This is a genomic window from Nocardioides acrostichi (genome assembly GCF_015319165.1).
Classification (GTDB): domain Bacteria; phylum Actinomycetota; class Actinomycetes; order Propionibacteriales; family Nocardioidaceae; genus Nocardioides; species Nocardioides acrostichi.
The window spans coordinates 513273-539144 of sequence record NZ_JADIVZ010000001.1 but is presented as its reverse complement, the minus strand read 5'-3'; the positions used below and the strand labels follow the sequence as shown (position 1 = coordinate 539144).

General features: G+C 70.2%; 26 protein-coding genes. 12 read left to right on the top strand and 14 right to left on the bottom strand.

Annotation, left to right across the window (positions count from 1 at the left end; translation table 11 throughout):
- Positions 1–103: 103 nt before the first annotated feature.
- The gene (locus ISG29_RS02560; RefSeq protein ID WP_194501767.1) at positions 104–346 is read right to left on the bottom strand and encodes a hypothetical protein; all 243 of its coding nucleotides are present in this window, start codon (positions 344–346) and stop codon (positions 104–106) included.
- 116 nt (positions 347–462) lie between these two features.
- Here ISG29_RS02560 and ISG29_RS02555 point away from each other — a divergent pair, with 116 nt between their 5' ends.
- Positions 463–1851: a hypothetical protein gene (locus ISG29_RS02555; protein ID WP_194501766.1), complete on the top strand. Its 1389-nt coding sequence runs from the start codon at positions 463–465 to the stop codon at positions 1849–1851.
- Here ISG29_RS02555 and ISG29_RS02550 read toward each other — a convergent pair.
- Positions 1841–3091 carry an NYN domain-containing protein gene (locus ISG29_RS02550; RefSeq protein WP_194501765.1) on the bottom strand — a complete coding sequence of 417 codons (1251 nt, stop codon included), beginning with the start codon at positions 3089–3091 and terminating at the stop codon, positions 1841–1843. The two genes, ISG29_RS02555 and ISG29_RS02550, sit on opposite strands and share 11 nt — an antisense overlap.
- Before the next feature lie 72 nt (positions 3092–3163).
- Between ISG29_RS02550 and ISG29_RS02545 the strand changes: the two genes are divergently transcribed.
- Together ISG29_RS02545 and ISG29_RS02540 are read left to right on the top strand one after the other, a co-directional pair.
- Entirely contained in the window at positions 3164–4918 is a 1755-nt protein-coding gene (locus tag ISG29_RS02545) for a DEDD exonuclease domain-containing protein (RefSeq protein ID WP_194501764.1), read from the top strand.
- A 19-nt stretch (positions 4919–4937) separates the two neighbouring features.
- The gene (locus ISG29_RS02540) at positions 4938–5216 is read left to right on the top strand and encodes an Lrp/AsnC family transcriptional regulator (protein ID WP_194501763.1); all 279 of its coding nucleotides are present in this window, start codon (positions 4938–4940) and stop codon (positions 5214–5216) included.
- Between the two features lie 112 nt (positions 5217–5328).
- On the opposite strand, the gene trpD is transcribed toward ISG29_RS02540, so the two are convergent.
- The 3 genes from trpD to ISG29_RS02525 are packed head-to-tail and all read right to left on the bottom strand — an operon-like array spanning position 5329 to position 7795.
- Positions 5329–6351 carry an anthranilate phosphoribosyltransferase gene (gene trpD, locus ISG29_RS02535; RefSeq protein WP_194501762.1) on the bottom strand — a complete coding sequence of 341 codons (1023 nt, stop codon included), beginning with the start codon at positions 6349–6351 and terminating at the stop codon, positions 5329–5331.
- A gap of 54 nt (positions 6352–6405) precedes the next feature.
- Positions 6406–6834 carry an Rv3143 family two-component system response regulator gene (locus ISG29_RS02530; RefSeq protein WP_194501761.1) on the bottom strand — a complete coding sequence of 143 codons (429 nt, stop codon included), beginning with the start codon at positions 6832–6834 and terminating at the stop codon, positions 6406–6408.
- Entirely contained in the window at positions 6827–7795 is a 969-nt protein-coding gene (locus ISG29_RS02525) for a cytochrome c oxidase assembly protein (protein ID WP_328827665.1), read from the bottom strand. The genes ISG29_RS02530 and ISG29_RS02525 overlap by 8 nt, the downstream gene beginning before the upstream one ends.
- Before the next feature lie 59 nt (positions 7796–7854).
- Between ISG29_RS02525 and ctaE the strand changes: the two genes are divergently transcribed.
- The 4 genes from ctaE to qcrB are packed head-to-tail and all read left to right on the top strand — an operon-like array spanning position 7855 to position 12327.
- Positions 7855–8532, top strand: coding sequence for an aa3-type cytochrome oxidase subunit III (gene ctaE / locus ISG29_RS02520; RefSeq protein ID WP_194501759.1), 678 nt, complete (start codon positions 7855–7857; stop codon positions 8530–8532).
- 47 nt (positions 8533–8579) lie between these two features.
- Positions 8580–9452, top strand: coding sequence for a cytochrome bc1 complex diheme cytochrome c subunit (gene qcrC / locus ISG29_RS02515; protein WP_194501758.1), 873 nt, complete (start codon positions 8580–8582; stop codon positions 9450–9452).
- A complete protein-coding gene (gene qcrA / locus ISG29_RS02510; protein ID WP_194501757.1) occupies positions 9449–10573 on the top strand; it encodes a cytochrome bc1 complex Rieske iron-sulfur subunit in 1125 nt (374 codons plus the stop codon). The genes qcrC and qcrA overlap by 4 nt, the downstream gene beginning before the upstream one ends.
- The gene (gene qcrB, locus ISG29_RS02505) at positions 10570–12327 is read left to right on the top strand and encodes a cytochrome bc1 complex cytochrome b subunit (protein WP_194501756.1); all 1758 of its coding nucleotides are present in this window, start codon (positions 10570–10572) and stop codon (positions 12325–12327) included. Before qcrA ends, qcrB begins: the two co-directional genes overlap by 4 nt.
- Positions 12328–12791: 464 nt before the next feature.
- On the opposite strand, the gene ISG29_RS02500 is transcribed toward qcrB, so the two are convergent.
- From ISG29_RS02500 to ctaC, 4 genes are all read right to left on the bottom strand, one after another.
- Positions 12792–14024: a L,D-transpeptidase gene (locus ISG29_RS02500; RefSeq protein ID WP_194501755.1), complete on the bottom strand. Its 1233-nt coding sequence runs from the start codon at positions 14022–14024 to the stop codon at positions 12792–12794.
- Positions 14025–14215: 191 nt separating this feature from the next.
- On the bottom strand, positions 14216–14632 hold the full coding sequence (locus ISG29_RS02495) for a cytochrome c oxidase subunit 4 (RefSeq protein WP_194501754.1): 417 nt from the start codon (positions 14630–14632) through the stop codon (positions 14216–14218).
- A complete protein-coding gene (gene ctaD / locus ISG29_RS02490) occupies positions 14632–16374 on the bottom strand; it encodes an aa3-type cytochrome oxidase subunit I (RefSeq protein ID WP_194501753.1) in 1743 nt (580 codons plus the stop codon). The genes ISG29_RS02495 and ctaD overlap by 1 nt, the downstream gene beginning before the upstream one ends.
- Positions 16371–17300, bottom strand: a complete 930-nt coding sequence (ctaC, locus tag ISG29_RS02485) for an aa3-type cytochrome oxidase subunit II (RefSeq protein WP_194501752.1) — start codon at positions 17298–17300, stop codon at positions 16371–16373. The genes ctaD and ctaC overlap by 4 nt, the downstream gene beginning before the upstream one ends.
- A 113-nt stretch (positions 17301–17413) precedes the next feature.
- On the opposite strand from ctaC, the gene ISG29_RS02480 reads away from it, so the two are divergent.
- Both ISG29_RS02480 and ISG29_RS21230 read left to right on the top strand, forming a co-directional pair.
- Positions 17414–18562, top strand: a complete 1149-nt coding sequence (locus tag ISG29_RS02480) for a cysteine desulfurase family protein (RefSeq protein WP_328827659.1) — start codon at positions 17414–17416, stop codon at positions 18560–18562.
- Positions 18559–18813: a sulfurtransferase TusA family protein gene (locus tag ISG29_RS21230; RefSeq protein ID WP_194501751.1), complete on the top strand. Its 255-nt coding sequence runs from the start codon at positions 18559–18561 to the stop codon at positions 18811–18813. Before ISG29_RS02480 ends, ISG29_RS21230 begins: the two co-directional genes overlap by 4 nt.
- A gap of 15 nt (positions 18814–18828) precedes the next feature.
- Here ISG29_RS21230 and ISG29_RS02470 read toward each other — a convergent pair whose 3' ends face one another.
- Together ISG29_RS02470 and ISG29_RS02465 are read right to left on the bottom strand one after the other, a co-directional pair.
- Complete coding sequence (locus ISG29_RS02470; RefSeq protein ID WP_194501750.1) at positions 18829–19179, bottom strand: hypothetical protein; 351 nt, start codon at positions 19177–19179, stop codon at positions 18829–18831.
- A 37-nt stretch (positions 19180–19216) separates the two neighbouring features.
- Positions 19217–20149: a carbohydrate kinase family protein gene (locus ISG29_RS02465; RefSeq protein WP_194502240.1), complete on the bottom strand. Its 933-nt coding sequence runs from the start codon at positions 20147–20149 to the stop codon at positions 19217–19219.
- Between the two features lie 141 nt (positions 20150–20290).
- Between ISG29_RS02465 and ISG29_RS02460 the strand changes: the two genes are divergently transcribed.
- Complete coding sequence (locus tag ISG29_RS02460) at positions 20291–20527, top strand: hypothetical protein (RefSeq protein ID WP_194501749.1); 237 nt, start codon at positions 20291–20293, stop codon at positions 20525–20527.
- A gap of 192 nt (positions 20528–20719) precedes the next feature.
- Here the strand turns inward: ISG29_RS02460 and erpA are convergent, their stop codons facing one another.
- Complete coding sequence (gene erpA / locus ISG29_RS02455; RefSeq protein ID WP_194501748.1) at positions 20720–21076, bottom strand: iron-sulfur cluster insertion protein ErpA; 357 nt, start codon at positions 21074–21076, stop codon at positions 20720–20722.
- Positions 21077–21161: 85 nt separating this feature from the next.
- Entirely contained in the window at positions 21162–22250 is a 1089-nt protein-coding gene (locus tag ISG29_RS02450) for a glycerate kinase family protein (protein WP_194501747.1), read from the bottom strand.
- Between the two features lie 35 nt (positions 22251–22285).
- Here ISG29_RS02450 and ISG29_RS02445 point away from each other — a divergent pair, with 35 nt between their 5' ends.
- Complete coding sequence (locus ISG29_RS02445) at positions 22286–23179, top strand: GNAT family N-acetyltransferase (RefSeq protein WP_194501746.1); 894 nt, start codon at positions 22286–22288, stop codon at positions 23177–23179.
- 208 nt (positions 23180–23387) lie between these two features.
- Positions 23388–24563, top strand: a complete 1176-nt coding sequence (nadA, locus tag ISG29_RS02440; RefSeq protein WP_194501745.1) for a quinolinate synthase NadA — start codon at positions 23388–23390, stop codon at positions 24561–24563.
- A 29-nt stretch (positions 24564–24592) separates the two neighbouring features.
- Here the strand turns inward: nadA and ISG29_RS02435 are convergent, their stop codons facing one another.
- Complete coding sequence (locus ISG29_RS02435) at positions 24593–25849, bottom strand: sensor histidine kinase (protein WP_194501744.1); 1257 nt, start codon at positions 25847–25849, stop codon at positions 24593–24595.
- Positions 25850–25872 lie beyond the last annotated feature (23 nt).

Below are 25872 nucleotides of genomic sequence, written 5' to 3'. Positions count from 1 at the left end.
CACAACCTGTGGAGGATATTTTGCCTGGACGTGCTCGTGGCTCGGCGTATCCTGTCACGTGCGTCACACACGTCCCTCCTGGCTCGCAACGAGGCACACCCGGCTAGCCTGTAGCGGCCGGCGGCTCCTGCACCGGCGTGTCGCACGGGGTCACCAGCCGCAGCGGCGGCACCAGCCCGCCAGCCGCCAAGGCGTCGAGCGCGGCGCGCTCCTCGTCGTCGATGGTCAGCTCCGGTGGAGGACCGAGCAACACCGTGACCACGCAGTCGTGGCAGGCCAGCCCGCGCACGACACACGTGTCGCAGTCGATGTGGGTGACGCCGTGCGCGTCGTGGGGAAAGGTCATGCGCAGCACTGTGGCAGCGGGCACCGACAACCACGGCCCATCGCGACACGCCGACTCCTCACACGCGCTCCCCAGCCGCCGATGGTGAAGGTGATCCCTACGAGCGAGGAGTGGCTGTGCGAGCCTTCGCAGCGTCATGGCGCGGCCGTTGGACCGCCTGGGCGATCGTGGTCCTCAGCGTCTACCTGGCGACCACATCGACGGTGCACGCCGTCAACGACGTGCTCTCCGCCGATCTCGGGGCCTGGCGGATCGCCACCACCGGCACGCCGTGGCTCGACCACTACCCCCTCACCCAGTTCGCCGCGGACCACACGAGGGAGGGACAGCATCTCTGGATCAACACTGCACAGAATGGCCACACCGTGGTCTTCCGCTCACCCGGCGCTGTCGCCGCCGGCATCCCGGCCTACCTGATCGCGCGTCTCCTGGGCGGAGGCGCCACCGCGCCGTCGGACTTCTCGCTCGCTCCGGCCGCACTCGAGGCTAGCCTCCTCACCCTCGTCGCCCTGCTGTTCTTCGCTCTCGCCCTTCAGCCACGGCTCGGGCATGCGCGCACGATGGCCGCGGTGACCGTGCTCGGCTTCACGACGCCGCTGTGGTCGGTCAACGCCGACAGCCTCTGGCCGCACACCGTCACCGTGTTCGGCATCGCCGGCATGGCGTGGGCGGCCTCTCGAGACCGCTGGTGGCTGGTGGGTCTCTTCGGGGGCGTCGCCCTCTGGGGCAGGCTCCACGCCGTGCTCGTCGTGGCGATCCTCGGACTCGGCGTGGGCGTGTGGCAGCGCCGCCCCGACATCGTGCTCAAAGCCGGGACCGTCAGCGCGGCCTTCCTCGCCGGCGCCACGCTCTGGAGCCGATGGGTGTACGGCGAATGGGATCCGGCCGGCGGGTACGGCACGGTGGCCGACTACGCCGACAAGGCTGCGACCAACAGCAGCACGGACCTGCTGGGAGTACTCGCCAACGAAGCCGGCCTGTGGGTCTCCCCCGGTCGCGGGATCCTGGTGTGGACGCCGTTGCTCATCGTGCTGTTCCCGGCCGTCCTGCGCTCATGGCGCACGCTGCCGGACTGGACGCGAGTCCTGGCCCTCAGCGGAGTCGCCTACGCGACTGCTCAGGGCCTGATGAACGAGTTCGGCGGCGGCATGAACTTCCACGGGTACCGACTCACCTTGGAACTGCTGGCCTGCCTCTTTCCTGCCTACGCCTTGTCGCTGCCCGAGGCTGGTCGCACAGCGCGCGCGTGGATCCCGCCGACCCTGGGACTCCAGGCCGGGATCATCGGCCTGGGCTCGGTGTTCACGTTGGGGAGCGTCTACAACGACCAAGCATGGTCCTACCTGTGGGCCGTGGCGCCGCCCCAGCGCGCACCGCTACTGCTCATCCTGGGCGCCGCTTTCGCAGCTCTGGGTTGGGTCGTCCCTCGGATGATCCGTACGTGGCGTTGCGAACGGAAGCTGTCGTTCGACTCACCTGCCAAGGAGCCCGAGCTCACCGCGTGAGCAGCCCCGCGAGCGCTGCGGCGGCGACCGGCCGGGCGCCCGCGGCAGCGGCCCGCGCACGCACCTCACCGTCGTCGCTGACCACGAGCACCACTCTGCCCGCGGGCTCGGCCTCGACCAGGTCGCCGATCACCTCGTCGGCGATGACGCCGGGCGGACTGAAGAGCACGCGCACACCTCGCGGTGGCGCCACGGGTGGGCGCGCGGTGGCGTCCGCGGCGTCGAAAACGACGGTGGTCTCGGCACGCGTGCGCACGACCAGGGGCGCGATGCCCAGCAGCAGGCGCGTGCGCTGGGCCTCCAGCGACGACGCGGGCCACGCCGACTTCGTCACGTTGTAGCCGTCGACCACGAGGCGAGCCCGTGGGAGTGCCAGGTACTGCTCCAACATCGCGGGAGTGTCGACGGCCCGCGAGGTGCCGCCCGAGCCGGAGGCGGCCGCGACCTCGGCCTCGATCCGCTCCCCCGGGGTCGTCTCGGACGTCGGCAAGCCCAACTCCCGCCGCAGCCCCGCCGTGGCGTCGAGCACCGTGTCGAGCAGCAACCGGGCGCGCAAGGTGGCCTCGTCGCGCTCGGCCCGCTCGTGGCGACGTCCGGCGCGAGCCTCGGCGTCCCGCCGCTCGACCTCCGCGCGCATCTGGCGCACCTCGCGGCGCTGGGCCTCCAACTCGGCCTCCGCGCTCGCTCGGGCCCGTTGAGCCTCCCGCGAGGCGGCCTCGACCGCGCGTGTCGCCTCACGCTCACCCGACCGGCTCTCCCCCAGCCGCCTGCGCAGTTTGGTGACCTCGGCGCGCAGATCCTGGATCTCGTCTCGGTGAGCTGCCCTCACGTCGCGGAGCTGCTGCTCCAACGTCGCGACGCGGTCGCGCAGCTGGGACTCCCGCTGCTCCTCGAGCCCCTGCTCGCGCTCGGCGACGGTCTCGGCCCCGGCCTCGAGCCGCGTCCTCCACCCCTCGGGCCGCAGCAGCCAGGCGCGCGCGGCCGCCCCGACGGCGTCGTCGCCCTGCCCCGGGTCGACCCCGTGGAGCTGGTGCGCGACCCGCTCGCGCAGGTCGGAGTCCGCGAGCGCCTCGATCAGTGCGCCACCGCCGAGCTTGGCTCGGCGGGCGGGGGCGAACGAGGCGATGCGCTTCAAGCCCGGTGGCAACGACACGACCTCGGGCAGCACGCCCGCGGACAACGCCACCACCCGGGCGCGCACGGGCTCGGGGAGATCCTCGAGGCCGGGCGCGTCGTCCATCACTCCAGCGTAATGGCGCGCTCAGGCGCGCCGGAGCGGTATCTGTCGGTGGGTACGCCTAGCGTCAGCGACATGCAGCACGACGTCGCCGACGAGGCCCGATGGGAGGAGCAGCGCTCCTTCGACGAACTCGGGCGGCCCCTGCGCGACCTCACCTTCTGCGTGGTCGACCTCGAGACCACCGGAGGCTCCGCCGCCCAGGGCGCGATGATCACCGAGATCGGTGCGGTGAAGGTGCGCGGAGGCGAGGTGCTCGGCGAGTTCCAGACCCTGGTCGACCCGCAGAGCGCCATCCCTCCCTTCATCGCGGTGCTCACCGGCATCACGGACGCCACGGTGGCCGGTGCGCCCAGCATCGAGTCGGCGCTGCCGGCATTCCTGGAGTTCGCCTCGGGCTGCGTGCTGGTCGCGCACAACGCCCCGTTCGACGTCGGCTTCCTCCAGCACTTCGCAGCGCAGCAGCAGCGCCCATGGCCCCGCTTCGAGGTACTCGACACCGCACGCCTGGCGCGACGGCTGGTCACGCGCGATGAGTCGCCCAACCACAAGCTCTCCTCGCTCGCACGACTCTTCGGGGCATCGACCACACCCAACCACCGGGCACTGGCCGACGCCCGGGCCACGGTCGACGTGCTGCACGGCATGATCGGCCGCCTGGGCAACCTCGGCGTGCACACGCTCGAGGAGCTCCAGACCTACACCTCCCGGGTGACCGCCACGCAGCGCCGCAAGCGTCATCTCGCCGAGCAGGTGCCGCACGCCCCGGGGGTCTACCTCTTCCGCGACTCCTCCTCACGCGTGCTCTACGTCGGCACGTCGCGCGACCTGCGCGCCCGGGTGCGCAGCTACTTCACCGCCAGCGAGACCCGCTCCCGCATGGGCGAGATGGTCGGCCTGGCCGAGCGCGTCGACGCCATCGAGTGCGCCACCCCGCTGGAGGCGGCGGTCCGCGAGCTGCGGCTCATCGCCGAGCACAAGCCGCGCTACAACCGGCGTTCGCGATTTCCGGAGAAGATGCACTTCGTCAAGCTCACTCACGAACCGTGGCCGCGCCTCTCGCTCGTGCCGCGCGTGCTCGACGACGACGCCGACTACCTGGGGCCGTTCTCCAGCAAACGCACTGCCCGGTCCTGCCTCGAGGCGCTGCACGAGGCGTTCCCGGTGCGCCAGTGCAGCGACCGCTTCGGGCGCACCCCCCAGCGTGCACCCTGCGTGCTGGCCGAGCTCGGGCGCTGCCTCTCCCCCTGCGACGGCAGCACCGACGCCGCGACCTACGCCGCCGTCGTCCGGCAGTTGCGCGATGCCATGCGAGAGCGGCCCGACGCCGTCGTCGACACGATCAACGACCGCATGACCCGACTCAGCGAGAGCGAGCGCTTCGAGGAGGCCGGCCTGCACCGCGATCGCCTGGCCGCCTTCGTGCGGGCCGCCGCACGGACCCAGCGCCTCTCCTCCCTCACCGGTTGCCGCGAGCTGATCGCCGCCCGCCGTGAGGACGACGCCCGCTGGGCGGTGCACGTCGTCCGGCACGGCCGGCTCGCCGCTGCCGGAGTGATCCCCTCAGGTGCCGACGCCCATGCGTTCGTCGAAAGCCTGCGCGTGACCGCCGAGACCGTGCGTGCCGATGGCCCCGGCCCGGTGCCGGCCGCCTCGGCCGAGGAGTCGGAGAAGATCCTGCGCTGGCTGGAGTCCCCCGGCATCCGCCTCGTCGATGTCGACGGCGAATGGGTCTGCCCGGTCGCCGGTGCCGCGCGCGAGCTGCCGCGACACGAAGCGGTGAGCTCCCATCTGCGCGACACCCGCCGGGCGACGACGAAGGTGGGTTGACGACGGTAGTTTGGCAGTCGTGATCACCGCCATCGTGTTCGTCAACGCCGACGTGGCCCGCATCCCCGAGGTCGCCGAGTCGATCGCCGCCATCGACGGGGTCTCCGAGGTGTATTCGGTCACCGGCGCCATCGATCTCATCGCGCTCGTGCGGGTACGGCACCACGACGAGGTCTCGAGCGTCGTCGCCGACCGGCTCAACAAGGTGCCTGGCGTCACCTCGACCGAGACCCACATCGCCTTCCGCGCCTACTCTCGGCACGATCTCGAGAGCGCGTTCTCCCTCGGGCTGGACTGAACCCGGCCGGCACCCGCCGTCGCGTGATGAACTCCCCGTGTGCGGATGAGGCTTCAGCCGCACACCGGGAGCCTCGGCCGGCACCGGCTGAGACCTCGGCGGGCCGTCGGCCTCACGCGCTGACGGCCACCCAGCGGGCCAGCAGGTCGGCTGCGGCGCCGGAGTCGATGGCGTCGCGGGCGCGGGCGATGCCGGCGTCCAGGGCGTCGTCGACCTCGGCCCCGGGGGCGTCGTGCACGGCGAGCGCGGCACCGGCGTTGAGCACCACGGCGTCGCGCACCGGGCCGGGGCCGCCGGCGACCAGCCGCCGCACCACCTCGGCGTTGAAGGCGGGATCGCCACCGCGCAGGTCGGCCGCGGTCGCTGGCGCGATGCCGTGAGCCGCCGGGTCGACGGTGCGGGCCACCACCGCACCGTCGTGCACAGCCCACACCGAACTCGTGGTGGTCGTGGTGAGCTCGTCGAGGCCGTCGTCACCGCGCATCACCCAGGCGTCGACGCCGCGCTCGGCGTAGACCTGGGCCATCACGGGCGCGCGGGAGGCGTCGGCGCAGCCGATGGCCATGGCCTGGGGCCGGGCCGGGTTCGAGAGCGGGCCGAGCAGGTTGAAGGCCGTGGCGATGCCCAGCTCTCGACGAGGCACCGCCGCGTGCCGCATGGCCGGGTGGAAGGCCGCCGCGAAGCAGAACGTGATGCCGACCTCCTCGGCCAGCTCGGCCACCCGATCAGCAGGTAGGTCGAGCCGGACGCCGAGTGCCTCCAGCACGTCGGCCGAGCCCGACTGCGAGGACGCCGAGCGGTTGCCGTGCTTGACCACGCGAGCGCCCGCGCCCGCGGCCACGATCGCCGACATGGTCGAGATGTTCACCGACATCGAGCGGTCGCCGCCGGTGCCGACCACGTCGAGCAACCGGCCCGGTACCGAGATAGGGGTCGCGCGGGCGTACATGGCCTCGACCAGGCCGCTCAGCTCGGCGCTGGTCTCACCCTTCGCGCGCAGCGCCACGGCGAAGCCGGCGACCTGTGCCGCAGTGGCGTTGCCCTCCAGGATCTCGCCCATCGCCCACGCGGTCTGGACGGCGCTGAGGTCACGTCCGGCGACGAGGTCGCCGAGCACGTCGGGCCAGGTGGCCACGGGGCTCCCCTCCTTCGAGAAGGCCTGCGGAACGGACTACGAGGAAGATCCGGGTCAGCGCGTGGCCGGGACGCGAGAGCGCAGCAGCCCCACGACGGTCTCGGCGAGTTGGATCGGGTCGAGCGGGTGCGGCACGGCTGCCTCGGCCCGCGACCACGTGGCGAGCCAGGCGTCCTGGGGTCGCCCGGTGAGCACGAGGATCGGCGGGCAACCGTAGATCTCGTCCTTGAGCTGCTTGGCGATGCCGAGGCCGCCGGCGGGCACGGCCTCGCCGTCGAGGATCGCGAGATCGACGTGCCCGGCGTCCATGTTCGAGATCACGACCGGCTCGGTGGCGACCTCGATGTAGGTCAGCTCGGGCAACTCGGGGTGCGGGCGGCGTCCGAGGGCGAGGATGACCTGCTGCCGCGTGTTGACGTCGTCGGAGTAGACGAGCACCTTCAGGGGCGTCTTCTCGGCCTGCGTGTCGCTCACGTCACTCATCGTAGGCCCCCGCGGCCGCAGCGCGTTGCCGGGCCTCCCGCGCCTCGAGCAGATCGAGCCGCCTGTCCTCGCGCGCCGCCTCCCGCATCGAGGCCCGCACCCACTGGGTGAACAGCACCGCGAAGAACGCCAGCCCCACCAGATCCCCACTGCCCCACAGCAGTCCGCCGGCCAGGTGCTGGTCGGCGAGCGGGTCGGGCAGCCACGAACCCATCGCGGTGTCGTGCAGCCGTGGGTACCAGTCGCCACCGATGAGCTGGGTCTGACCCATGATCGTGACGCCCAGGAAGGCGTGGAACGGCAGCGTGAGCACCGTCATCATCATCCGCGCCGGGTAGCCGACGCGGCCGGGCAACGGGTCGATGCCGACCAGTGGCCAGAAGAAGAGCGCTCCCACCGCCACGAGATGCAGGTGCATCGCCTCGTGCCAGTACGCCGACTCCAGCGTCAGCCGGTACCAGCCCGAGAAGTACAGCGCCCACGGCGACACCACGTACAGCGCGAACGTGAGCGGTGGGAACGACAGCACCCGGACGACGCGCCAGTGCAGGACGCCGAGCAGCCAGCGCCGAGGGCGAGGGGGCAGCGTCCGCAGGGCGAGCGTCACGGGTGCACCGAGGGCCAGGGCGAGCGGCACCACCATGGAGAGCACCATGTGCTGCACCATGTGCACGCTGAGCAGCGTGGTGTCGTAGGTGGCCAGGCCCGACATGCTGGCGACGACGAACGCACCCATCCCGAGCACGACGAACGCGCAGGTGCGACCGATCGGCCATCGGTCGCCTCGCCGGTGCAGCGAGAGCACCCCGAGCAGGTAGAGGCCCACCGCCCACACGGTGATGACCAGCGGCACCGGCTCGAAGGACCACGACGTCCACACGGTCGAGAGATGGAACTGCGGCAGCACGGGCTGATCGAGCGGGGAGCCCGTCGCGAGCGCTGGCGCGGAACCGATGAACACGCCGCCACGATAGGCGGCCGAAGACGCCACTCCGGCACCGCGGCGCCGACCGGGGGGCGATGTCACCCTTCGGGTGGACCACGGTCCATAATGCTGGGGTGGCGACAGCGGCAACCATCCCAGCATCCCGGCTCCACGGGCATCACGACCGACCGAGCATGGTCAGCGTCGGCACGATCATCTGGCTCTCCAGCGAGCTGATGTTCTTCGCCGCCCTGTTCGCGGCGTACTTCACGATCCGTGCGGTCAGCCCCGAGCTGTGGTCTCAGAACACCGCACACCTCGATGTGCCCTTCGCGGCGGCCAACACCACGATCCTGGTGCTGTCCTCCCTCACCTGCCAGGCCGGCGTGTTCGCGGCCGAGCGCGGGCAGGTGGGCCGCTCCGGCTCGGTGTTCAACTTCCTCGCCTGGGGCCTGCGCGAGTGGTTCATCCTGACCTACCTCATGGGCGCCGTGTTCATCGGCGGCCAGGCCGTCGAGTACGCCACGCTCATCCAGGAGGGCGTGACCATCCCCTCGTCCGCCTACGGCTCGATGTTCTACCTGACCACCGGGTTCCACGGCCTGCACGTCACCGGCGGACTCATCGCCTTCTTGCTGGTGCTCGGCCGCACCTACCTGGCCAAGCGTTTCACCCACGAGCAGGCGGTCAGCGCGATCGTCGTCTCCTACTACTGGCACTTCGTCGACGTGGTGTGGATCGGTCTGTTCGCGACGATCTACCTCATCAAGTGACTCGCCCCGCCGCCCGCGCTAGCATCGATGCCTAAGAGGACTTTGACGTGCACTTGCTGAACCGAACCGCAGGACGCATCTCCCGCCACCGCCGGCGGCCGATCGCGGGTGCGCTTCTCCTGCTGCTGGGCCTGCTCACCGCCGGCGCCCTCTACACCGCCGTGTTGTCGCCCGCGAACGCCGCGAAGACCCAGAGCGACACCGAGCTCGCCGAGCAGGGTCGCAAGCTGTTCCTCGTCGGCTGCTCGACGTGCCACGGCACCAACGGCGAGGGCGTCACGACCCTGCGCGGCAACCAACTCGGCCCCTCCCTGGTCGGCGTCGGCGCCGCCGCGGTCGACTTCCAGGTCGGCACCGGCCGCATGCCGATGGCCCAGGCCGGCGCCCAGGCGCCCAGCAAGCCCGAGGCCTACGACCAGGACGAGATCGACGCCCTGGCCGCCTACGTCGCCTCGCTCGGCCCAGGCCCGGCGGTCCCGAACTCCTCCGACTACAGCCTCGACAACATGACGGACGAGGCGCAGGAGGCCGCGATCGTGCGCGGTGGCCAGATCTTCCTCACCAACTGCACGGCGTGCCACAACTTCGAGGGTTCCGGCGGCGCCATGCCCGAGGGCGGCTCCGCCCCGAAGATCCGCGGCGTCGAGCCGAAGTACATCTACGAGGCGCTGCTCACCGGCCCCTCGAACATGCCCTCGTTCAGCAACGGCAACCTGACCCCCGAGGAGAAGCGCGACGTCATCGCCTACCTCGGCAGCCTCAACGACTCCGCCGACTACGGCGGCTTCGGGATGGGCGGCCTCGGCCCGGTGGCCGAGGGCCTCATCGCCTGGGTCGGCGGCATCGGCATCCTGGTTGGCTTCGCGATCTGGATCGCGGCACACACCACCCGCACGAACAAGAAGAAGGTGCAGGCGTGAGCGACCACGACACCCCCGCAGGCGACCCCACCGGGCACGTCCCGGCCGTGCCGGAGGAGCCGATCGCCAACCCGGGTCTCCCCGAGCACACCTGGCGCCCCACCGACGTCGACGAGCACTCCGAGAAGCGCGCGGAGCGTCAGGTCGCGGCCATGTACCTCGCCTCGATGGTGTGCGTGGTGCTCTTCGTCGTCGTCTACTTCACCGCTGACATCGGCGACAACTGGACCACCTTCCTCGGCCTCGGCGCCTCCACCGTCGGTCTCGGCGTCACGCTGGCAGCCGCGCTCCTGCTCATCGGCGCCGGGACCATCCAGTGGGCCCGCAAGCTGATGAGCGACCACGAGATCTCCGAGCTGCGCCACCCGGCCCGCTCCTCCGACGAGGATCGCGCGGAGGTGCTGGAGAAGCTCGCCGCCGGCGGTGAGGACTCCGGTATCGGTCGCCGTCCGCTCATCCGCAACACCCTGCTCGGCTCCGTCGGCCTGCTCGGCGCCCCGGCCCTGGTCATGCTCTGGGATCTCGGCCCCACCAACGCCAAGGTCACCGCCGAGCAGCCGTATCCGGGCGCCGGCCTCGAGCACACGGTGTGGTCGAAGGGCATGAAGGTCGTGCGCGACGTCGTCGGCACGCCGGTGCGGGTCTCCGACCTCGAGATCGGCGACCTCGTCAACGGCGAGCCCGAGGCGATCTTCCCGACCCAGGAGAACGGTCAGCCGGCGCTGCACGGCGTCGCCCTCCAGGTCGCGAAGTCCAAGGCCGCCGTGGTGGTCGTGCGCATGGACCCGGGCGACATCACCCCCGGCGAGGGCCGGGAGAACTGGTCGGTCGACGGCATCGTCTGCTACTCCAAGATCTGCACCCACGTCGGGTGCCCGATCTCGCTCTACGAGCGCACCACGCACCACCTGCTGTGCCCGTGCCACCAGTCGACCTTCGACCTCTCCGACTCCGGTCGAGTGGTCTTCGGCCCGGCCGGACGGCACCTGCCGCAGCTCCCACTCGACGTGGACGACGAGGGCTACCTCATCGCCCGCTCCGACTTCACCGAGCCGGTGGGCCCCAGTTTCTGGGAGCGCGACACCAAAGACATCGGCGACCAGGGAGAGGCTGACCTGTGAGCATCGACACGAGCAAGGTGGCGACCAGCAACAAGGGCGCAGCCACCCCCGACAAGCCGAACAAGGTCGGAGCGGTGGCCAGCTGGGCCGACGAGCGCCTCGGCCTCGGCACCGCCATGAAGAAGCAGATCCGCAAGGTCTTCCCCGACCACTGGTCCTTCATGCTGGGCGAGGTCGCGCTGTGGAGCTTCATCGTGCTCCTGCTGACCGGCGTCTTCCTCACGCTCTGGTTCCACCCCAGCATGGCCGAGGTCACCTACGACGGCTCCTACTCGCGCCTGCGCGGTGTGGAGATGTCGGACGCCATGGCCTCGACGCTGCACATCTCCTTCGACGTCCGCGGTGGCCTGCTCATGCGGCAGATGCACCACTGGGCCGCCATGATCTTCATCGCCGCGATGATGATCCACCTGCTGCGCGTCTACTTCACCGGCGCGTTCCGCAAGCCGCGTGAGCTCAACTGGGTCATCGGCTCGCTGCTGCTGCTCCTGGGCACGCTGGAGGGCTTCACCGGCTACTCCCTGCCCGACGACCTGCTCTCCGGCACCGGGATCCGTGCCGCCGACGGCTTCATGAAGTCGATGCCGCTGGTGGGCACCTACATGAGCTTCCTGCTCTTCGGTGGCGAGTTCCCCGGTGACTCGATCATCCCCCGCCTCTACACGGTGCACGTGCTGCTGATCCCGGGCATCTTGCTGGCTCTCATCGGCGCCCACATGCTGCTGCTGGTCTTCCACAAGCACACGCAGTGGCCCGGCCCCGGCCGGACCGAGGAGAACGTCGTCGGCTTCCCGCTGATGCCGGTCTACATGGCCAAGGCCGGCGGTTTCTTCTTCATCGTCTTCGGCGTGACCGCGCTCATGGGCGGCCTGCTCGGCATCAACCCCATCTGGAAGTACGGCCCCTACGACCCGACCAAGGTCACCGCAGGATCCCAGCCCGACTGGTACATGGGGTGGCCCGACGGCGCACTGCGCATCATGCCGGGCTGGGAGTTCCACTTCTGGGGCCACACGTTCGCGTTCAACGTGTTCTTGCCGATCATCGTGCTGCCCGGCCTGATGTTCACGATCCTCATGCTGCTGCCCTTCCTCGAATCGTGGATCACCGGCGACAAACGAGAGCACCACTTGCTCGAGCGCCCACGCAACGCCCCGACTCGCACCGCCCTCATGGTCTCCCTCATGACCTTCTACGGCCTGCTCTGGGCAGCGGGCGGCAACGACATCATCGCCATCAAGTTCGGCATGAGCATCAACGCCATCACGCACTTCATGCGCGTGGCAGTGTTCGTGGGGCCGGCCATCGCGTTCTTCATCGCGCGACGGTGGTGCATCTCGCTTCAGCGTCACGACGAGGAGACCCTGCTGCACGGCTACGAGACCGGCATCATCATGCGCTCCCCCGAGGGTGGCTACAGCGAGAAGCACCTGCCGATCAGTGAGTCCCGCGCCTACACGCTCACCGCCCGCGACCGCGACGAGGTGTACGTGCCGGGCGAGGAGACCGACCAGAACGGCATCCCGACCCCGGGTGGTCGTCTGGCCGGCCTGCGAGCCAAGCTCTCGACGCTCTGGTACGCCGACAACATCCAGAAGCCGACCGCGGCGGAGCTCGAGGAGGCGCACCACCACGCCGAGCACGAGCACGCCCTCCAAGCGGCCGGCGAGGGCTACCCCGCCGACGGGCACCAGTTCGACGACTTCGGCGGCACGCACGAGACCAGCGAGCAGCCCCTGCGCGGCGGCCACTGAGCCACAGCACGACCAAGACGACGACGGCCCCGGGCCGGTGGGCACTCCCCCACCACCCGGGGCCGTTCGGCGTTCGGAGTCACACAACCCGGCAGCCAGAGGAGCCACCAGCCACCCGAACCACCGGACAGGCGGGCAACCGGACAGGCGGGCAACCGGACAGGCGGGCAACCGGACAGGCGGGCAACCGGACAGGCGGGCAACCGGACAGGCGGGCAACCGGACAGGCGGGCAACCGGAGGGGCGGGCAGACCCTCAGAGTCACCCGACGGTCACGAGTGAAGGCGTGGCGCCAACGGTGAGCGGGCACGGCCGCGTCAGCAGCTCGAGCCACCGCGAGCGCAGCGAGCCTGGTTGCTCGGAAGACAACGAGCGGCGAGCGCAGCGAGATCCTGGCCTCTCGGGGGGCGGGCGAAGCGACGACCCCGAGGCCGCGGGCAGCAGCCAGGGGGCCGCGCAGCGGCTTAGAGGGCCGACCCCTGCCGGTACTGGGCGTAGGACTCGTTCCAGTCCCCGTAACCGTTGGTGAGGTCCATCTGGCTGCCGTTGGTGCCGGTGGTCACGACGACGTCGCCGCGGCGGCTCATGGCGTACAGCCAGGCGGCGTTCTCCGTGGACATGCCGGTGCAACCGTGCGAGACGTTGGCGTAGCCCTGGCTGCCCACCGACCACGGTGCGGCGTGGATGAACTCACCCGAGTACGTCAGGCGCATCGCCCATTGCACGTTGTCGAGGTCGTAGGCCTCGGAGCCGCCGATGCCGACGGTCTCGGAGTTCATCCGCTTGGAGGCGAACTTCTCGATGATGACCTTGGTGCCGTTCCGGGTGTCGAAGCCCGGCTTGCCCGTGGTGATCGGGATGGTGCGCAGCAGCTTGCCGTTGCGGAACACCTGCATCTGGTGGGTCTGGGCGTTGACCTTGTAGATGTGCGCGTCACCGACCGTGAAGTCGGCATCGCGGTCCATCTGCCCGTAGATACCGTTGCCGGCCGGAATGCTGTTGATGTCGGCCGCGACGTGCACGCTGGTGCCGGGCTTCCAGTAGCTCTGGGGGCGCCAGTGCACCTCGTTGTCGCTGATCCAGTGCCAGCTGCCGGCCTGCTTCGGCGTCGAGGTGACGGTGAGGTGCTTCTCGATGGCAGCGCGGTCGGTCACGGGCACGTCGAAGTGGACGATGACGGGCATGCCGACGCCGACGGTCTCGCCGTCCAACGGCGCGATCGAGGGGTAGGTCTGCTGGTCGAGGGTCAACGCCTGGGTGGTGAACCGGCTGGCGTTGCGCACCGGATCTCCGGCCTCGTCGGTGCCCTTGGCGATCACCTGGTAGGTGGTGCCCGGCTCGAGCAGGTCGGAGGCGCGCCAGCTGTACTTGTTGCCGGCCAGGTCACCCGCGACCGCGCCCTCGGGCGACTTCACGGTGACCGACTTCAACGTGGCGTTCTCGACGGTGACGGCCACGCGCGTGTCGACCGCTACGTTCTTGGCGCCGTCGACGTTGCTGGTGAACGCGGGCTCGGGCACTTGGACCGCCGGCTCGGTCGCGGAGTCGTCTCCAGACGTGGCCGCGGCACGCTCCTGCGCACCGGACTGCGACGACGTCTCGCAGCCGCTGAGGGCCGCGAGCGCCAAGGCGGCGGCCCCGATCAGCAGCACCGGACGGTACCGGTGCGCGAGCGCGGGGCAGGAGCGGCGTGACATGACGGAGGATCCCCCAAGGGTGTCGGCGAACGCAGCCGGCGCATCGACGATGCACGGGCACCCCCCAGCGTAAAGGCTGGAGGCGCTCAGTCCGAGTCGCGGACGGCGTGCCGGGGCCGCGTCTTGATCACATCGTGATCCTCATCGGCCGTGGCCTCACCCATCGGAGTGAGGCCACGGCCGACGATGGATCAGTGAGCGTGCTCGCCCCGGTAGTACTCGAAGACCAACCCACACAGCGAGACGGCGCCGAGCACTCCCCCGATGACGGCGAGCCACCAGGCCTGGTGGGCGGTGCCGAACACGATGAGCCCCAGGGTCAGGGCCGCCCACAGCGGCCACCACGAGTACGGCGGGAAGAAGCCGAGCTCACCGGCGCCGTCCGCGATCTCGGCGTCGAGACGGTCCTCGGGTCGAGGATCCATCTTGTTCGCGTGGAAGTAGAGGTAGATGAACACCATCAGCGTCAGCAACGTCGTCATGGTCAGCGCGGAGGTGCCGGTCCAATCGCCGCCGTGATCGCTGGCCGAGGTGATCAGCCAGTAGACGGGCGTCACGAAGATCAGGAAGATGGTGCAGCCACCGAAGATCCAAGCCTCGGCCTTCATCAGCGGTTCTCCTCGTCAGTCGTGCCCTCGACGGTCTCGCGGCGTCCTTGCATGTTCGGAGCGTCGGCCATGACGCCTTCCTCGGCCGCGGCGTTGTGGTCGAGCTCGATCGCCGCGATCTCGGGGTGGTGCAGGTCGAAGGCCGGCGACTCCGAACGGATCCGCGGGATCGTGTGGAAGTTGTGCCGTGGCGGCGGGCACGAGGTGGCCCACTCAAGCGAGCGGCCCCAGCCCCACGGGTCGTCGACGCCGACCTCGGGAGCGTTGCGCGAGACCCACACGTTGTAGAAGAACGGCAGCATCGACAGCGAGAGGATGAACGCGCCGATCGTCGAGACCTGGTTCAGCGTGGTGAAGCCGTCGGAGGGCAGGTAGTCGGCGTACCGCCGGGGCATGCCCTCCACTCCGAGCCAGTGCTGCACCAGGAACGTGGTGTGGAAGCCGATGAACAGCAGCCAGAAGTGCAGTTTGCCCAGCCGCTCGTCCAGCATCCGGCCGGTCATCTTCGGCCACCAGAAGTAGAAGCCGGCGAACATGGCGAACACCACGGTGCCGAACACGACGTAGTGGAAGTGCGCGACCACGAAGTAGGAGTCGGACACGTGGAAGTCCAACGGAGGGCTGGCCAAGATGATGCCGGTCAGGCCACCGAAGAGGAACGTCGTCAAGAACCCGATCGACCACAGCATGGGCGTGTCGAAACTCAACGAACCGCCCCACATCGTGCCGATCCAGTTGAAGAACTTCACCCCCGTCGGCACCGCGATGAGGAACGTCATGCCCGAGAAGAACGGCAGGTCGACCGCACCGGTGACGAACATGTGGTGCGCCCACACCGCCACCGAGAGGATCGCGATACCCAGCGTCGCCGCGACCAGACCGACGTAGCCGAAGACCGGCTTGCGGCTGAAGACCGGCAGGATCTCGGTGACGATGCCGAAGAACGGCAGCGCGATGATGTAGACCTCGGGGTGGCCGAAGAACCAGAACAGGTGCTGCCAGAGGATCGCCCCGCCATGGGCGGTGTCGAAGACGTGCGCACCGAAGAGGCGGTCGGCCTCGAGCGAGAGCAGCGCACCGGCCAGCACGGGGAACGCGACGAGCACGAGCAGGCTCGTGACCAGGGTGTTCCACACGAAGATGGGCAGCCGGAACATGGTCATACCCGGGGCGCGCATGCAGATGATCGTGGTGATGAAGTTGACCGCACCGAGGATCGAGCCGAGACCCGCCATCCACAGACCCATGATCCACAGGTCTCCACCCACGCCGGGCGAGCGGACGGCGTCCGAGAGCGGCGTGTAGGCGAACCAGCCGAAGTCGGCTGCGCCGGTGGGGGTCAAGAAGCCACTGCCGGCGATGAGGCCGCCGAAGAGGAACAGCCAGTAGCTGAACATGTTCAGCCGTGGGAACGCGACGTCGGGCGAGCCGATCTGCAGCGGCATGATCACGTTCGCGAACCCGAAGAACAGCGGGGTCGCGAACAGCAGCAGCATGATCGTGCCGTGCATCGTGAACAGCTGGTTGTAGACCTCGTCGTTGACGACCTGCTGGCCCGGGAACGCGAGCTCGGAGCGGATCAGCAGGGCCATCACGCCGGCAATGAGGAACCAGGCGAACGCGGTGACCAGGTACATCTTGCCGATCAGCTTGTGATCGGTCGTGGTGAGCATCCGCACCACGAGCTGGCCCAGTGGCTTGCGCGCCACCGACCCCGTCGGACGCGCAGCGGTCGCGGTCATTCGCTCTCTCCCTCGGTGCTGGTCTCGAGCCCGTACTGGCTGCTGGCCTCACTGCTGCCGAGCAGCGGCTTGTCGCTCTCGCGCTCATCGCCCGAGTCACCGTCGCGGGTCACCAGGCTCTGGACGTAGTCCTCGTACTCCTGCGGCGAGACGACCTTGACGTGGAAGAGCATGCGCGAGTGGTAGAGCCCGCAGAGCTCGTAGCACTTGCCCTCGTAGTCGCCCTCCTTGGTGGGGGTGAGCTGGTAGGAGTTCACCCGCCCGGGCACGACGTCCATCTTCATGAGGAAGGCCGGCACACCGAAGTCGTGGATGACGTCGGGGCTGTGCAGGTTGAACCGGGTCGTCTCGCCGACCGGCAGCACCAGCGTCGGGATGTACCCGGCGGTGCCCACCTCGTAGGTGTAGTGCTGGTAGGCGAAGTTGTCGTCGGTCTTGTCGTCGTCGGCCGAGGCGTCCATGGTGCCGAGGCCGTAGTTGAAGGTCCATGCCCACTGCTGGCCGGTGACCTCGATGATGTTGTCGGGCGTCGGCTCCTCGTCGAGCGCGATGTTCTGCACGCGGACGGTGTGCACGAAGAACACCACGACCATCATGATCGGCGCGATCGTGTAGAAGATCTCCAGCGGCATGTTGTAGCGCGTCTGCACCGGGATCTCGTCGTCGCTGCGACGCCGGAAGCGGATGACGGCGTAGGCGATCAGGCCCCAGACGATGACGCCGGTGACCAGGGCCGCGATCCAGGCGCCCTGCCACAGCGCGAGCGTGCTCTCACCCTGCTTCGTGGCGGGCTCGGGCATCGCCAGCCGCTCCCACTCGCCCTTCGACTGCGACGAGCAGCCGGCGAGCAACAGGACACCGGCGGCCAGGACCGCCGCGCGGCCCAGGCGAGCAGCCGGGTTGCGCCGGGTGCCCGACGCTCTCATCGGGTGCTTAAGACTCAACGCAGGAGCCTTCCTCTCAAGCCGTCAGGAGTACGCCGCAGACTACCGCGACGCAGGCGCGACGGTCGGCATCGGGGTGTCCTACCGTGGCACCTGTGACGCAGTCGCAACCTGGCGCCGAGCGCGTGCACCTGGACGCCGGGGCGGGGGCGCCGTTGCATCCGGCCGCACGCGAGGTGATGACCGCCGCCCAAGAGCGCGGCTTCGCCGATCCGCGCGCCCTGCACGGGGCCGGACGCGACGCGCGGCTACTGCTCGACAACGCCCGCGAGGTCGTGGCCGAGTGCCTGGGGCTGCGTCGCGAGGAGGTCTTCTTCACCTCCCCGGTCGACGCCGTGCAGCGCGGCATGCTCGGGCTCGCCGCCGCGCGAGTGCGCGTGGGCGGCCACGTCGTGCACAGTGCGGTCGAGCACGCTCACGTGCGGCACGCGGCGCTGTGGTGGGCCGGCTCGCACGGCGGCGAAACCCGTGAGGTGCCGGTCGACCTGCGCGGGGCTGTCGCCGAGGCCGACGTGATCTCGCACTGCGCCGGCGCCGGCGTTGCCGTCGCGGCCGTGCAACTGGCCAACCACGAAGTCGGCACGGTGCAGCCCGTCGGCGCCTTCCCGCTTCCTGACGGCGTGCCGATGTTCGTCGACGCCTCCCCCGCCCTGGGCCACCTCGACCTGCCCGCCGAGCACTGGTCGGCGGCCGCGGGTCACGCCACCGCGTGGGGCGGGCCGCCGGGAGTCGGCGTCATGATCGTGCGTCGCGGAGCGCGCTGGACCAACCCGTTTCCAGGCGACCCGGCACCGACGGACGCCGGGGGCGGCCTGCCCGACGTACCAGGGGCGCTCGCGGCCGCTGCAGCCCTGCGCGCCACGCTCGCCGAGCACGACGAGGTGGCCGCACGCCAGCGCCGCCTGGTCGATCGGATCCGTGAGGCGGCGGCCGCGGTGCCCGACACCGATGTCGTCGGTGACCCGCGCGACCGCCTGCCCCACCTGGTGACGTTCTCGTGCCTCTACGTGCCGGGCGAGGCGCTCGTGCGAGCCCTGGACCGCCACGGCTTCGGCGTGGCCAGCGGCTCGGCGTGCACCGCATCGACCCTTGAGCCGAGCCACGTGCTCGCCGCGATGGGGGCCCTCACGCACGGCAACGTCCGCGTCTCACTGGGACGCCAGGTCACCGAGGCGCAGGTGGAGCGCTTCTGCGCCGTGCTGCCGGGCGTCGTCCAGGATCTTCGGGCGGAGATCGGGCTGTGAGCAACCCCGACGGCCGCGGGTCAGGCCCCGACCTCGAGCTCGACTGCCGCGGCCGCCCGTGCCCGTTGCCGATCATCGAGCTCGGACGACGCCACACCGACGTCGACGTCGGCGGCACCGTCGCGGTCGTCGCCGACGACGTCGCGGCGCGTGTCGACGTGCCCGCCTGGTGCCGGATGCGCGGCCAGGTCTTCCTGGGCGAGGACGCCGCCCCCGATGGCGTGCCCCGCTACTGGGTGCGCCGCACCTGAGTGCTCAGCCTCGGATCAGTCGGTGCACTGGCCCCACTGTCCGGCGCTCCACCCGCCGTCGTCGGTGCGCCACACCTCGAGTTGGGCCAGCCGCCGGTCACGCCGGTTCAGCAGATCGACGACGCGGACGGCGTCTTGGTCACCCCGGCTCTCAACGTCGTCGCCGCGCGCCTGCGTGCGCACGCCCGCCACGCGACCGAAGTGATCGGAGTCCAGCAGCGACTGCTTCAGGGCCGGCCACGACTCCGCACTCACCACGCCGTCGTAGGTGCTGAGGCAGTCGCCACCGGCGCTCACGCCGACGTCCGAGCCACAGCCGGTCAGCGGCAGCGCCGCGAGGATGACGAGGGGGTGGAGCAGTCTCATGCCCCTCCGACGCGCTGGCGTGGCGAGGGGTTCCCGCTCAGCCTAGGTGCGAAGCGACGTCCGCGGCAGCCGCAGGCCCGTAGGAGGCCTCGACCCGCGCCAAGAAGTCCGCCGAGGTGAACCCGTACTCCTGGGTGCCGACCGTCTCGACGACGTAGGCGGCCAGCACGCACCCGACCTGCGCCTGGCGCTCGAGGTCGAGGCCCCAGGTGGCGGCGGCGAGGAACCCGGCCCGGAAGGCGTCGCCCACGCCGGTCGGCTCGAGGGGGGTCACGTTCGCGGCCGCCGACACGACGACGTCCGGCTCCCCGACCCGGCGGATGCGGACGCCGTCCTTGCCGAGGGTCGTGACCTGCATACCGACCCGGGAGAGCACCTCGTCGGCACTCCAGCCGGTCTTCTGCTCGATCATGTGCGACTCGTACTCGTTGGTCATGACGATGGCGGCGCCGTCGATGAGCTGACGGATGAGCGCGCCGTCGCTGAACGCGAGCTGCTGACTGGGGTCGGCGATGAAGCGGTAGCCACGCTGTCGACACTCCTCGGTGTGCCGGAGCATGCCGTCGGGGTCGTCGGCGCCGATGAGTACGTAGGCGGGGTGGCCCGCCGTCGCCACGATCGGCGAGAGCTCGATGAGCCGCGCCTCACTCATCGCCCCGGGGTAGAAGGAGGCGATCTGCGCACCGGTGGGGTCGGTCGTGCACACGAAACGCGCGGTGTGCTGGGAGTCGGAGATGCGCACGTGGGCACACTCGACGCCGTGGCGCTCCAACCACGAGCGGTAGCCCGCGAAGTCCTCGCCGGCGGCCCCCACGAGCACGCTGGGCACGCCGAGCTGGGCCAGGCCGAAGCAGATGTTCGGCGCCACGCCGCCGCGGCGGATCTCCAGATCGTCGACCAAGAAGGACAGCGAGATCTTGTCCAACTGCTCCACCACGAGCGAGTCGGCGAAGCGACCCGGGAAGTGCATCAGGTGATCGGTCGCGATCGATCCGGCGACCAGCAGGGGGCCAGCGGCGGGCGTGGACTCATGCTCAGTGTGGGACACGTCGTACGACACTACTCATGCGTAGGCCTAGGAGTACTAATCGGTAATCCCTACCGTCGGACCATGTCCTCACCGCGCAGCACCTACGACGACCTCTCCTCGCTGCAGCAGATGCACGCCGACTGCGAGGCCACGCACCGTGCCATCGGAGCCCGTCTCGAGCGCGCCGCCGCCCGAGTCGGCCGACCGGCCCCCTCGATCCACTTCGACGACTACCCACGCGAGGTGCGCAAGCGCGACATCCGCGTCGACGAGGCCGCCCAGCGAATCGCCAACGCGCTCTCGCTGCACCTCGACTGACGAAGGCGCCCCCAGCGGATTCGACCTGTGGTGGTCGAGCGAGCGGCACGACTGAACGTGCCACGGCCGTGACCCGCCCGTCGAGACCACGAGCCTCTGGCCCTCCTCTCGGGGAGCCTCAGCGCAGAAGCCCCCGCAACCGGACCGGTTGCGGGGGCTTCTGCGGTGTCGTGCGTCGGTGACCGTCGCGGCTCAGTGGAACGAGTCACCGCAGGCGCACGAGCCGGTCGCGTTGGGGTTGTCGATGGTGAAACCCTGCTTCTCGATGGAGTCGACGAAGTCGATGAGGGCGCCGTTGAGGTAGGGCACGCTCATGCGATCGACGACGACGGACACGCCGTCGAAGTCGGTGACGATGTCGCCGTCGAGGCTGCGCTCGTCGAAGAACAACTGGTAGCGCAGACCCGAGCAGCCACCGGGCTGCACCGAGATGCGCAGTGCGAGGTCGTCACGGCCCTCCTGCTCCAGCAGGCTCTTCACCTTGGCGGCGGCCACGGGGCTGAGGTTGATGCTGTCGGTGCGGCGCTCGGTCTCGACCTGCTCGGTCATGATGTCGTGCTCCCAACGTCGAGATTGTGGGTGACGGCCCGTCGGTCGGGGCCGCTCTACTCCCCCAAGACTACGCGAGGCGTGGCTATTCCCGAGACCACGTGCGAGCCACCCGCTCCGCGAGGTCGGCGAGCGCCTCGGCGGGCTGGCCGAGGGCGCGTTCCTCGCCCACCAGCTCGACCATCGAGTAGGCCGCCTCGACGCCCAGCGCGCGCATCTCGCGCGACCCCACGAGCACCCGCCCGGCCAGGGCGACGCACGGTCGCAGCGCTTCGGCTGCCGTCTCGGCCACCCCGTAGGGCACCTTGCCGGAGCGGCTGGAGAAGTCGAAGGCCCCCTCGCCGGTGAGCACGACGTCGGCCGCACGGGCTCGCTCGGCCAACCCCACGGCGTCCGACACCAGGCCGATGCCGGGACGCCGCTCTCCACCCAGCAGCATGAGGGCGTACCCCAGCCCACCTGCGGCTCCGGCGCCCTTGGCCAGCGCGAGCCTGCGGTCGGCGACAGCCGCGAAGTCCTCCAGCAACCCGTCGACCGCCGCGAGGCGGTCCTCGGGCAGCCCCTTCTGCGGCCCGAAGGTCTTGGTCGCGCCGAACAGCCCGGCCAGCGGACTGTCGACGTCGCTGGCGACCACGATCCTCGTTCCGGCGACGAGCGCACGTGCGGGTGCCAGGTCGAGCGTCGTCAGCTCCGCGAGCGCCAGCGGGCCGGCGTCCAGAGCGACGTCGGACGTCGCACCCAACGCCGCGAGCAGCCCGGCGCCCGCGTCGTTGGTGCCGGAGCCGCCGAGCCCCACCACGATCCGGCGCGCGCCGGCGTCGACGGCGGCGGCGACCAGTTCGCCGACGCCGAGCGACGTCGCCGTCTCGACACCCTCGCCGTGCGTGAGGTGCAGCCCGCAGGCCTGAGCGCTCTCGACGTAGGCCACGTCGTCGACCACGAGCAGCGTCGCCGGCGTGGGTGACCCGTGCGGACCGGCGACGGTCACCGCATGCAGGTCACCGCCGAGCGCCGCGTGCAGCACGTCGACGAACCCGGGCCCGCCGTCGGACATGGGTGCGAGGTCGAGCTCGTCGTCAGGGCTGCGGCGACCCCAGCCGCGCGCGATCGCCTCGGCTGCCTGGACGGCGGTGAGAGTGCCGGCGAACTTGTCGGGCGCGATGAGAACTCGCATGCGCTCCATCCTGACCGATGCCTACGGTGGGTCGCGTGGGCGACCTGGTGATCCGGCCGATGAGGGCCGACGACGTGGCGGCGTGCGAGCAGATCAGCGACGAGTCCTTCCACCTCGTCGACGTGGCCCAGCAGCGTGCCGGCGACCCCGAGCCGTCGCGTCGTCCCGCCGAGCGCTCGCAGCGGTGGATCGACCGCACCCTCTCGCTCGTGGCGACCGACGGACCAGGGTGCTGGGTGGCGGAGTTCTCCGATCGCCCCGGACACGTCGTCGGGTTCGCCACCTCGTTGCGTCGCGAGACCCTGTGGATCCTCGCCACGTTCGCCGTGCGCCCCGACCTCCAGGCTCGAGGCGTCGGGCGATCGCTCCTCGACGCGGCCTCCCAGCACTCGCAGGGGTGCCTGCGCGGCATGCTCGCGTCGTCCTCGGATCCACGGGCCGTTCGCCGCTACGTGGCCGCCGGCTTCGACCTCCATCCGCAGATGGTGCTCACCGGCTCGGTGGACCCCACCGCGGCTCCCGCACTGGGCCATGTGCGCGAGGCGACCGGCCGCGACCACGATCTGATGGACTCCCTGGACCGGCGAGTGCGCGGTGCCGGACGCGGCGGCGACCACCGCCTCTTGGCACGGATGGCTCCGCCGCTCGTGCTCGAGACGCGCACCTCGGCGGGCTACGTCTACGCCGACCAGGGCTCCGTGCAGGCGCTCGCCGCGACCGACCGCCGCACCGCGGAGCGCCTCTTGTGGGCCGCCCTCCTGCTGACCCCGGACGGCGAGACCGCGAAGGTCGCCCACGTCACCGGGGCCAACCAGTGGGCCCTCCGCGTCGGCACCGCGGCCGGACTGACCGTGGGCACCGGTGGCTTCCTGGGCGTGCGTGGCATGCGTCCGCCGACCCCCTACCTGCACAACGGAGCGCTCCTCTGAGGCTGACCCGTCGCCAGTTTTCACGTGACCCGTCGCCAGTTTTCACGTGACCCGTCGCCAGTTTTCACGTGACCCGTCGCCAGTTTTCACGTGACCCGTCGCCAGTTTTCACGTGACCCGTCGCCAGTTTTCACGTGACCCGTCGCCAGTTTTCATGTGACCCGCCGCGACTTTTCAGGCAACACGGGGCTCGGCATACGATCGCCCCATGAGCATCGTGGATCTTCCGCTGCTGCCACTGGGTCGAGGCAACGACTCGAACTCCGAGCGCGGGGTCGACTGTCCCGGCGACCTGCCGCCGGCGTCCGACCCCGACCTGGTGGCGCGGGCGCAGGCCGCGAAGGATGCTCTCGGCGGCCGCGTGTTCGTGCTGGGCCACCACTACCAGCGCGACGAGGTCATCCAGTTCGCCGACGTCACCGGCGACTCCTTCAAGTTGGCCCGTGAGGCGGCTGCACGACCCGACGCGGAGTACATCGTGTTCTGCGGTGTGCACTTCATGGCCGAGTCTGCCGACATCCTCACCGGCGACTCCCAGCAGGTCGTCCTGCCCGATCTCGCAGCGGGCTGCTCGATGGCCGACATGGCGGCGCTGAGTCAGGTCGAGACCGCATGGGAGGCCCTCGCAGACGCCGGGGTGCAGGCGCAGGTCGTGCCGGTCACGTACATGAACTCCAGCGCCGACATCAAGGCCTTCTGTGGTCGCAACGGCGGCGTGGTGTGCACGTCGAGCAACGCCGAGACCGCTCTGAGCTGGGCTTTCGAGCAGCGCGGCCCCGACACGAAGGTGCTGTTCCTGCCGGATCAGCACCTGGGCCGCAACACCGCGGTGCTGCAGATGGGGTACTCCCTCGACGAGTGCGTGGTCTGGGATCCGCACCGCCCCAACGGTGGACTCACCGCCGAGCAACTCAACGACGCGCGGATGATCCTCTGGAAGGGCCACTGCTCGGTTCACGGCCGCTTCTCCCCCGACGTCGTCGACGAACTGCGGGCGACCATCCCCGGCGTCCAGATCCTCGTGCACCCCGAGTGCCAGCACGAGGTGGTGCTCAAGGCCGACCTCGTGGGCTCGACGGAGTTCATCATCAAGACCATCGAGGCAGCACCTGCCGGTTCCTCGTGGGCGATCGGCACCGAGCTCAACCTGGTCAAGCGCCTGGCCGACCAGCACCCCGACAAGCACATCAGCTTCCTCGATCGCACCGTCTGCTACTGCTCGACCATGAACCGCATCGACCTGCCGCACTTCGTGTGGGCGATGGAGTCGCTCGTCGAGGGCACTGTGGTCAACCGGATCGAGGTCGACGAGCAGACCCAGGCCGAGGCGCTCGTGGCTCTCCAGCGGATGCTCGACCTTCCGGGCAAGACTGCCAAGGACTGACGGCAGGTCACCCGAGACCTCGCGACGGGTCAGGGGGACGGCGGGACCGCGGGCATCTCGAACCAGAGGGTCGTGCCGCCGCCGGGCGTCTCCTCGATGCCCACCCGGCCGCCCGCACCCTCGACGATGCGGCGCACGGTGGCCAGCCCGATGCCGCTGCCCTCGACGTCGGAGGAAAGCCGGGTGAGGGGGAGGAACACGCGCTCGCGGGCCTCTGCCGGGATCCCGCGGCCGTGGTCGATGACCGAGATCCGCCACCGGCCGACCTCGGACTGGTGCTCGGCCCGCACCTCGATGCGCGCCGGCTCACCGTCGCGGGTGAACTTGGCGGCGTTCGTGAGCAGGTTCTGCACGATGGCCCACAGCCGCGCGGGCTCCCCCACGACGACGGGCAGTTCACCTACGTCGACGCTGGCCTCCTTCAGGGCCACCTCGAGATCGGATCGCACATCGGCGACGAGCACGGCGAGGTCGACCGGCACCGGATCCTGCTGACCGCCGGCGCGCGCGAAGTCGAGCAGATCGACGACGATGCGCTGGAGTCGGTCGGTCGCACGGCTGGCGCGTCGAACGCCCACGAGCATCGACCCCGGATCGAGCGACCTGTCCTCGGCGTCCTCGGCGTCCTCGAGGATGAGGTCGAGCGACATCCGGATGGCGGCGAGCGGGTTGCGCACGTCGTGGCTGACCTGGCCCGCGAAGGCGGCAAGCTCGTCGTTGGAACGGCGCAGCTCGGTGGCCACGCCCTCGAGTTCGTCGATGGTGCGGGTGAGCTGTCGGCTGCGCAGCTCCAGTTCGAGGACGTCGACGACGCGGTCCGCCAGCACCCGCAGGTGTCGACGCGCGTGCTCGTCGAGCTCGCGCGGCTCGCTGTCGAAGACGCACAAGGTGCCGACCACGACGCCGCTCGGGGTGCGCAGCTGGTGACCGCCGTAGAAGCGGACGTCGCCGATCCGTCCGTCGACGAACGGATTCTGGGCGAAACGTGGATCTCGGGTGGCGTCCGGCACCACCACCGGTTCGGACTCCTCGACGGAGACCGAGCACATCGAGTCGTCGAGGGAGCACACGGAGGCCTCGAAGCCGACGGTGGCGACCTGGTACTGCTCGGCGTCGGTGAGCAGATTGATCGTGGCCATCGGCACGTCGGCCACGGACGCCGCGAGCTCGACCAGCGCGACCAGGTCGGGGCGAGGCGCCGAGCCGATCACCCCGTAGCGCGCGAGCTCACGCGCCCGCTCCTGCGTAGACACCGCCGCGACACGGTGAAAGACGGGAGAATCCACGCAGAGATCCTAGACAACGACCA

What these genes read in the sequence shown, in the direction of transcription:
- ISG29_RS02560 (WP_194501767.1), bottom strand. Translation starts at nt 346, where the DNA reads ATGACCTTTCCCCACGACGCGCACGGCGTCACCCACATCGACTGCGAC.
- ISG29_RS02550 (WP_194501765.1), bottom strand. Translation starts at nt 3,091, where the DNA reads ATGGACGACGCGCCCGGCCTCGAGGATCTCCCCGAGCCCGTGCGCGCC.
- ISG29_RS02545 (WP_194501764.1), top strand. Translation starts at nt 3,164, where the DNA reads ATGCAGCACGACGTCGCCGACGAGGCCCGATGGGAGGAGCAGCGCTCC.
- ISG29_RS02530 (WP_194501761.1), bottom strand. Translation starts at nt 6,834, where the DNA reads ATGAGTGACGTGAGCGACACGCAGGCCGAGAAGACGCCCCTGAAGGTG.
- ctaE (WP_194501759.1), top strand. Translation starts at nt 7,855, where the DNA reads ATGTCACCCTTCGGGTGGACCACGGTCCATAATGCTGGGGTGGCGACA.
- ISG29_RS02500 (WP_194501755.1), bottom strand. Translation starts at nt 14,024, where the DNA reads ATGTCACGCCGCTCCTGCCCCGCGCTCGCGCACCGGTACCGTCCGGTG.
- ISG29_RS02495 (WP_194501754.1), bottom strand. Translation starts at nt 14,632, where the DNA reads ATGAAGGCCGAGGCTTGGATCTTCGGTGGCTGCACCATCTTCCTGATC.
- ctaD (WP_194501753.1), bottom strand. Translation starts at nt 16,374, where the DNA reads ATGACCGCGACCGCTGCGCGTCCGACGGGGTCGGTGGCGCGCAAGCCA.
- ctaC (WP_194501752.1), bottom strand. Translation starts at nt 17,300, where the DNA reads ATGAGAGCGTCGGGCACCCGGCGCAACCCGGCTGCTCGCCTGGGCCGC.
- ISG29_RS02470 (WP_194501750.1), bottom strand. Translation starts at nt 19,179, where the DNA reads ATGAGACTGCTCCACCCCCTCGTCATCCTCGCGGCGCTGCCGCTGACC.
- ISG29_RS02465 (WP_194502240.1), bottom strand. Translation starts at nt 20,149, where the DNA reads ATGCACTTCCCGGGTCGCTTCGCCGACTCGCTCGTGGTGGAGCAGTTG.
- ISG29_RS02460 (WP_194501749.1), top strand. Translation starts at nt 20,291, where the DNA reads ATGTCCTCACCGCGCAGCACCTACGACGACCTCTCCTCGCTGCAGCAG.
- erpA (WP_194501748.1), bottom strand. Translation starts at nt 21,076, where the DNA reads ATGACCGAGCAGGTCGAGACCGAGCGCCGCACCGACAGCATCAACCTC.
- ISG29_RS02450 (WP_194501747.1), bottom strand. Translation starts at nt 22,250, where the DNA reads ATGCGAGTTCTCATCGCGCCCGACAAGTTCGCCGGCACTCTCACCGCC.
- nadA (WP_194501745.1), top strand. Translation starts at nt 23,388, where the DNA reads ATGAGCATCGTGGATCTTCCGCTGCTGCCACTGGGTCGAGGCAACGAC.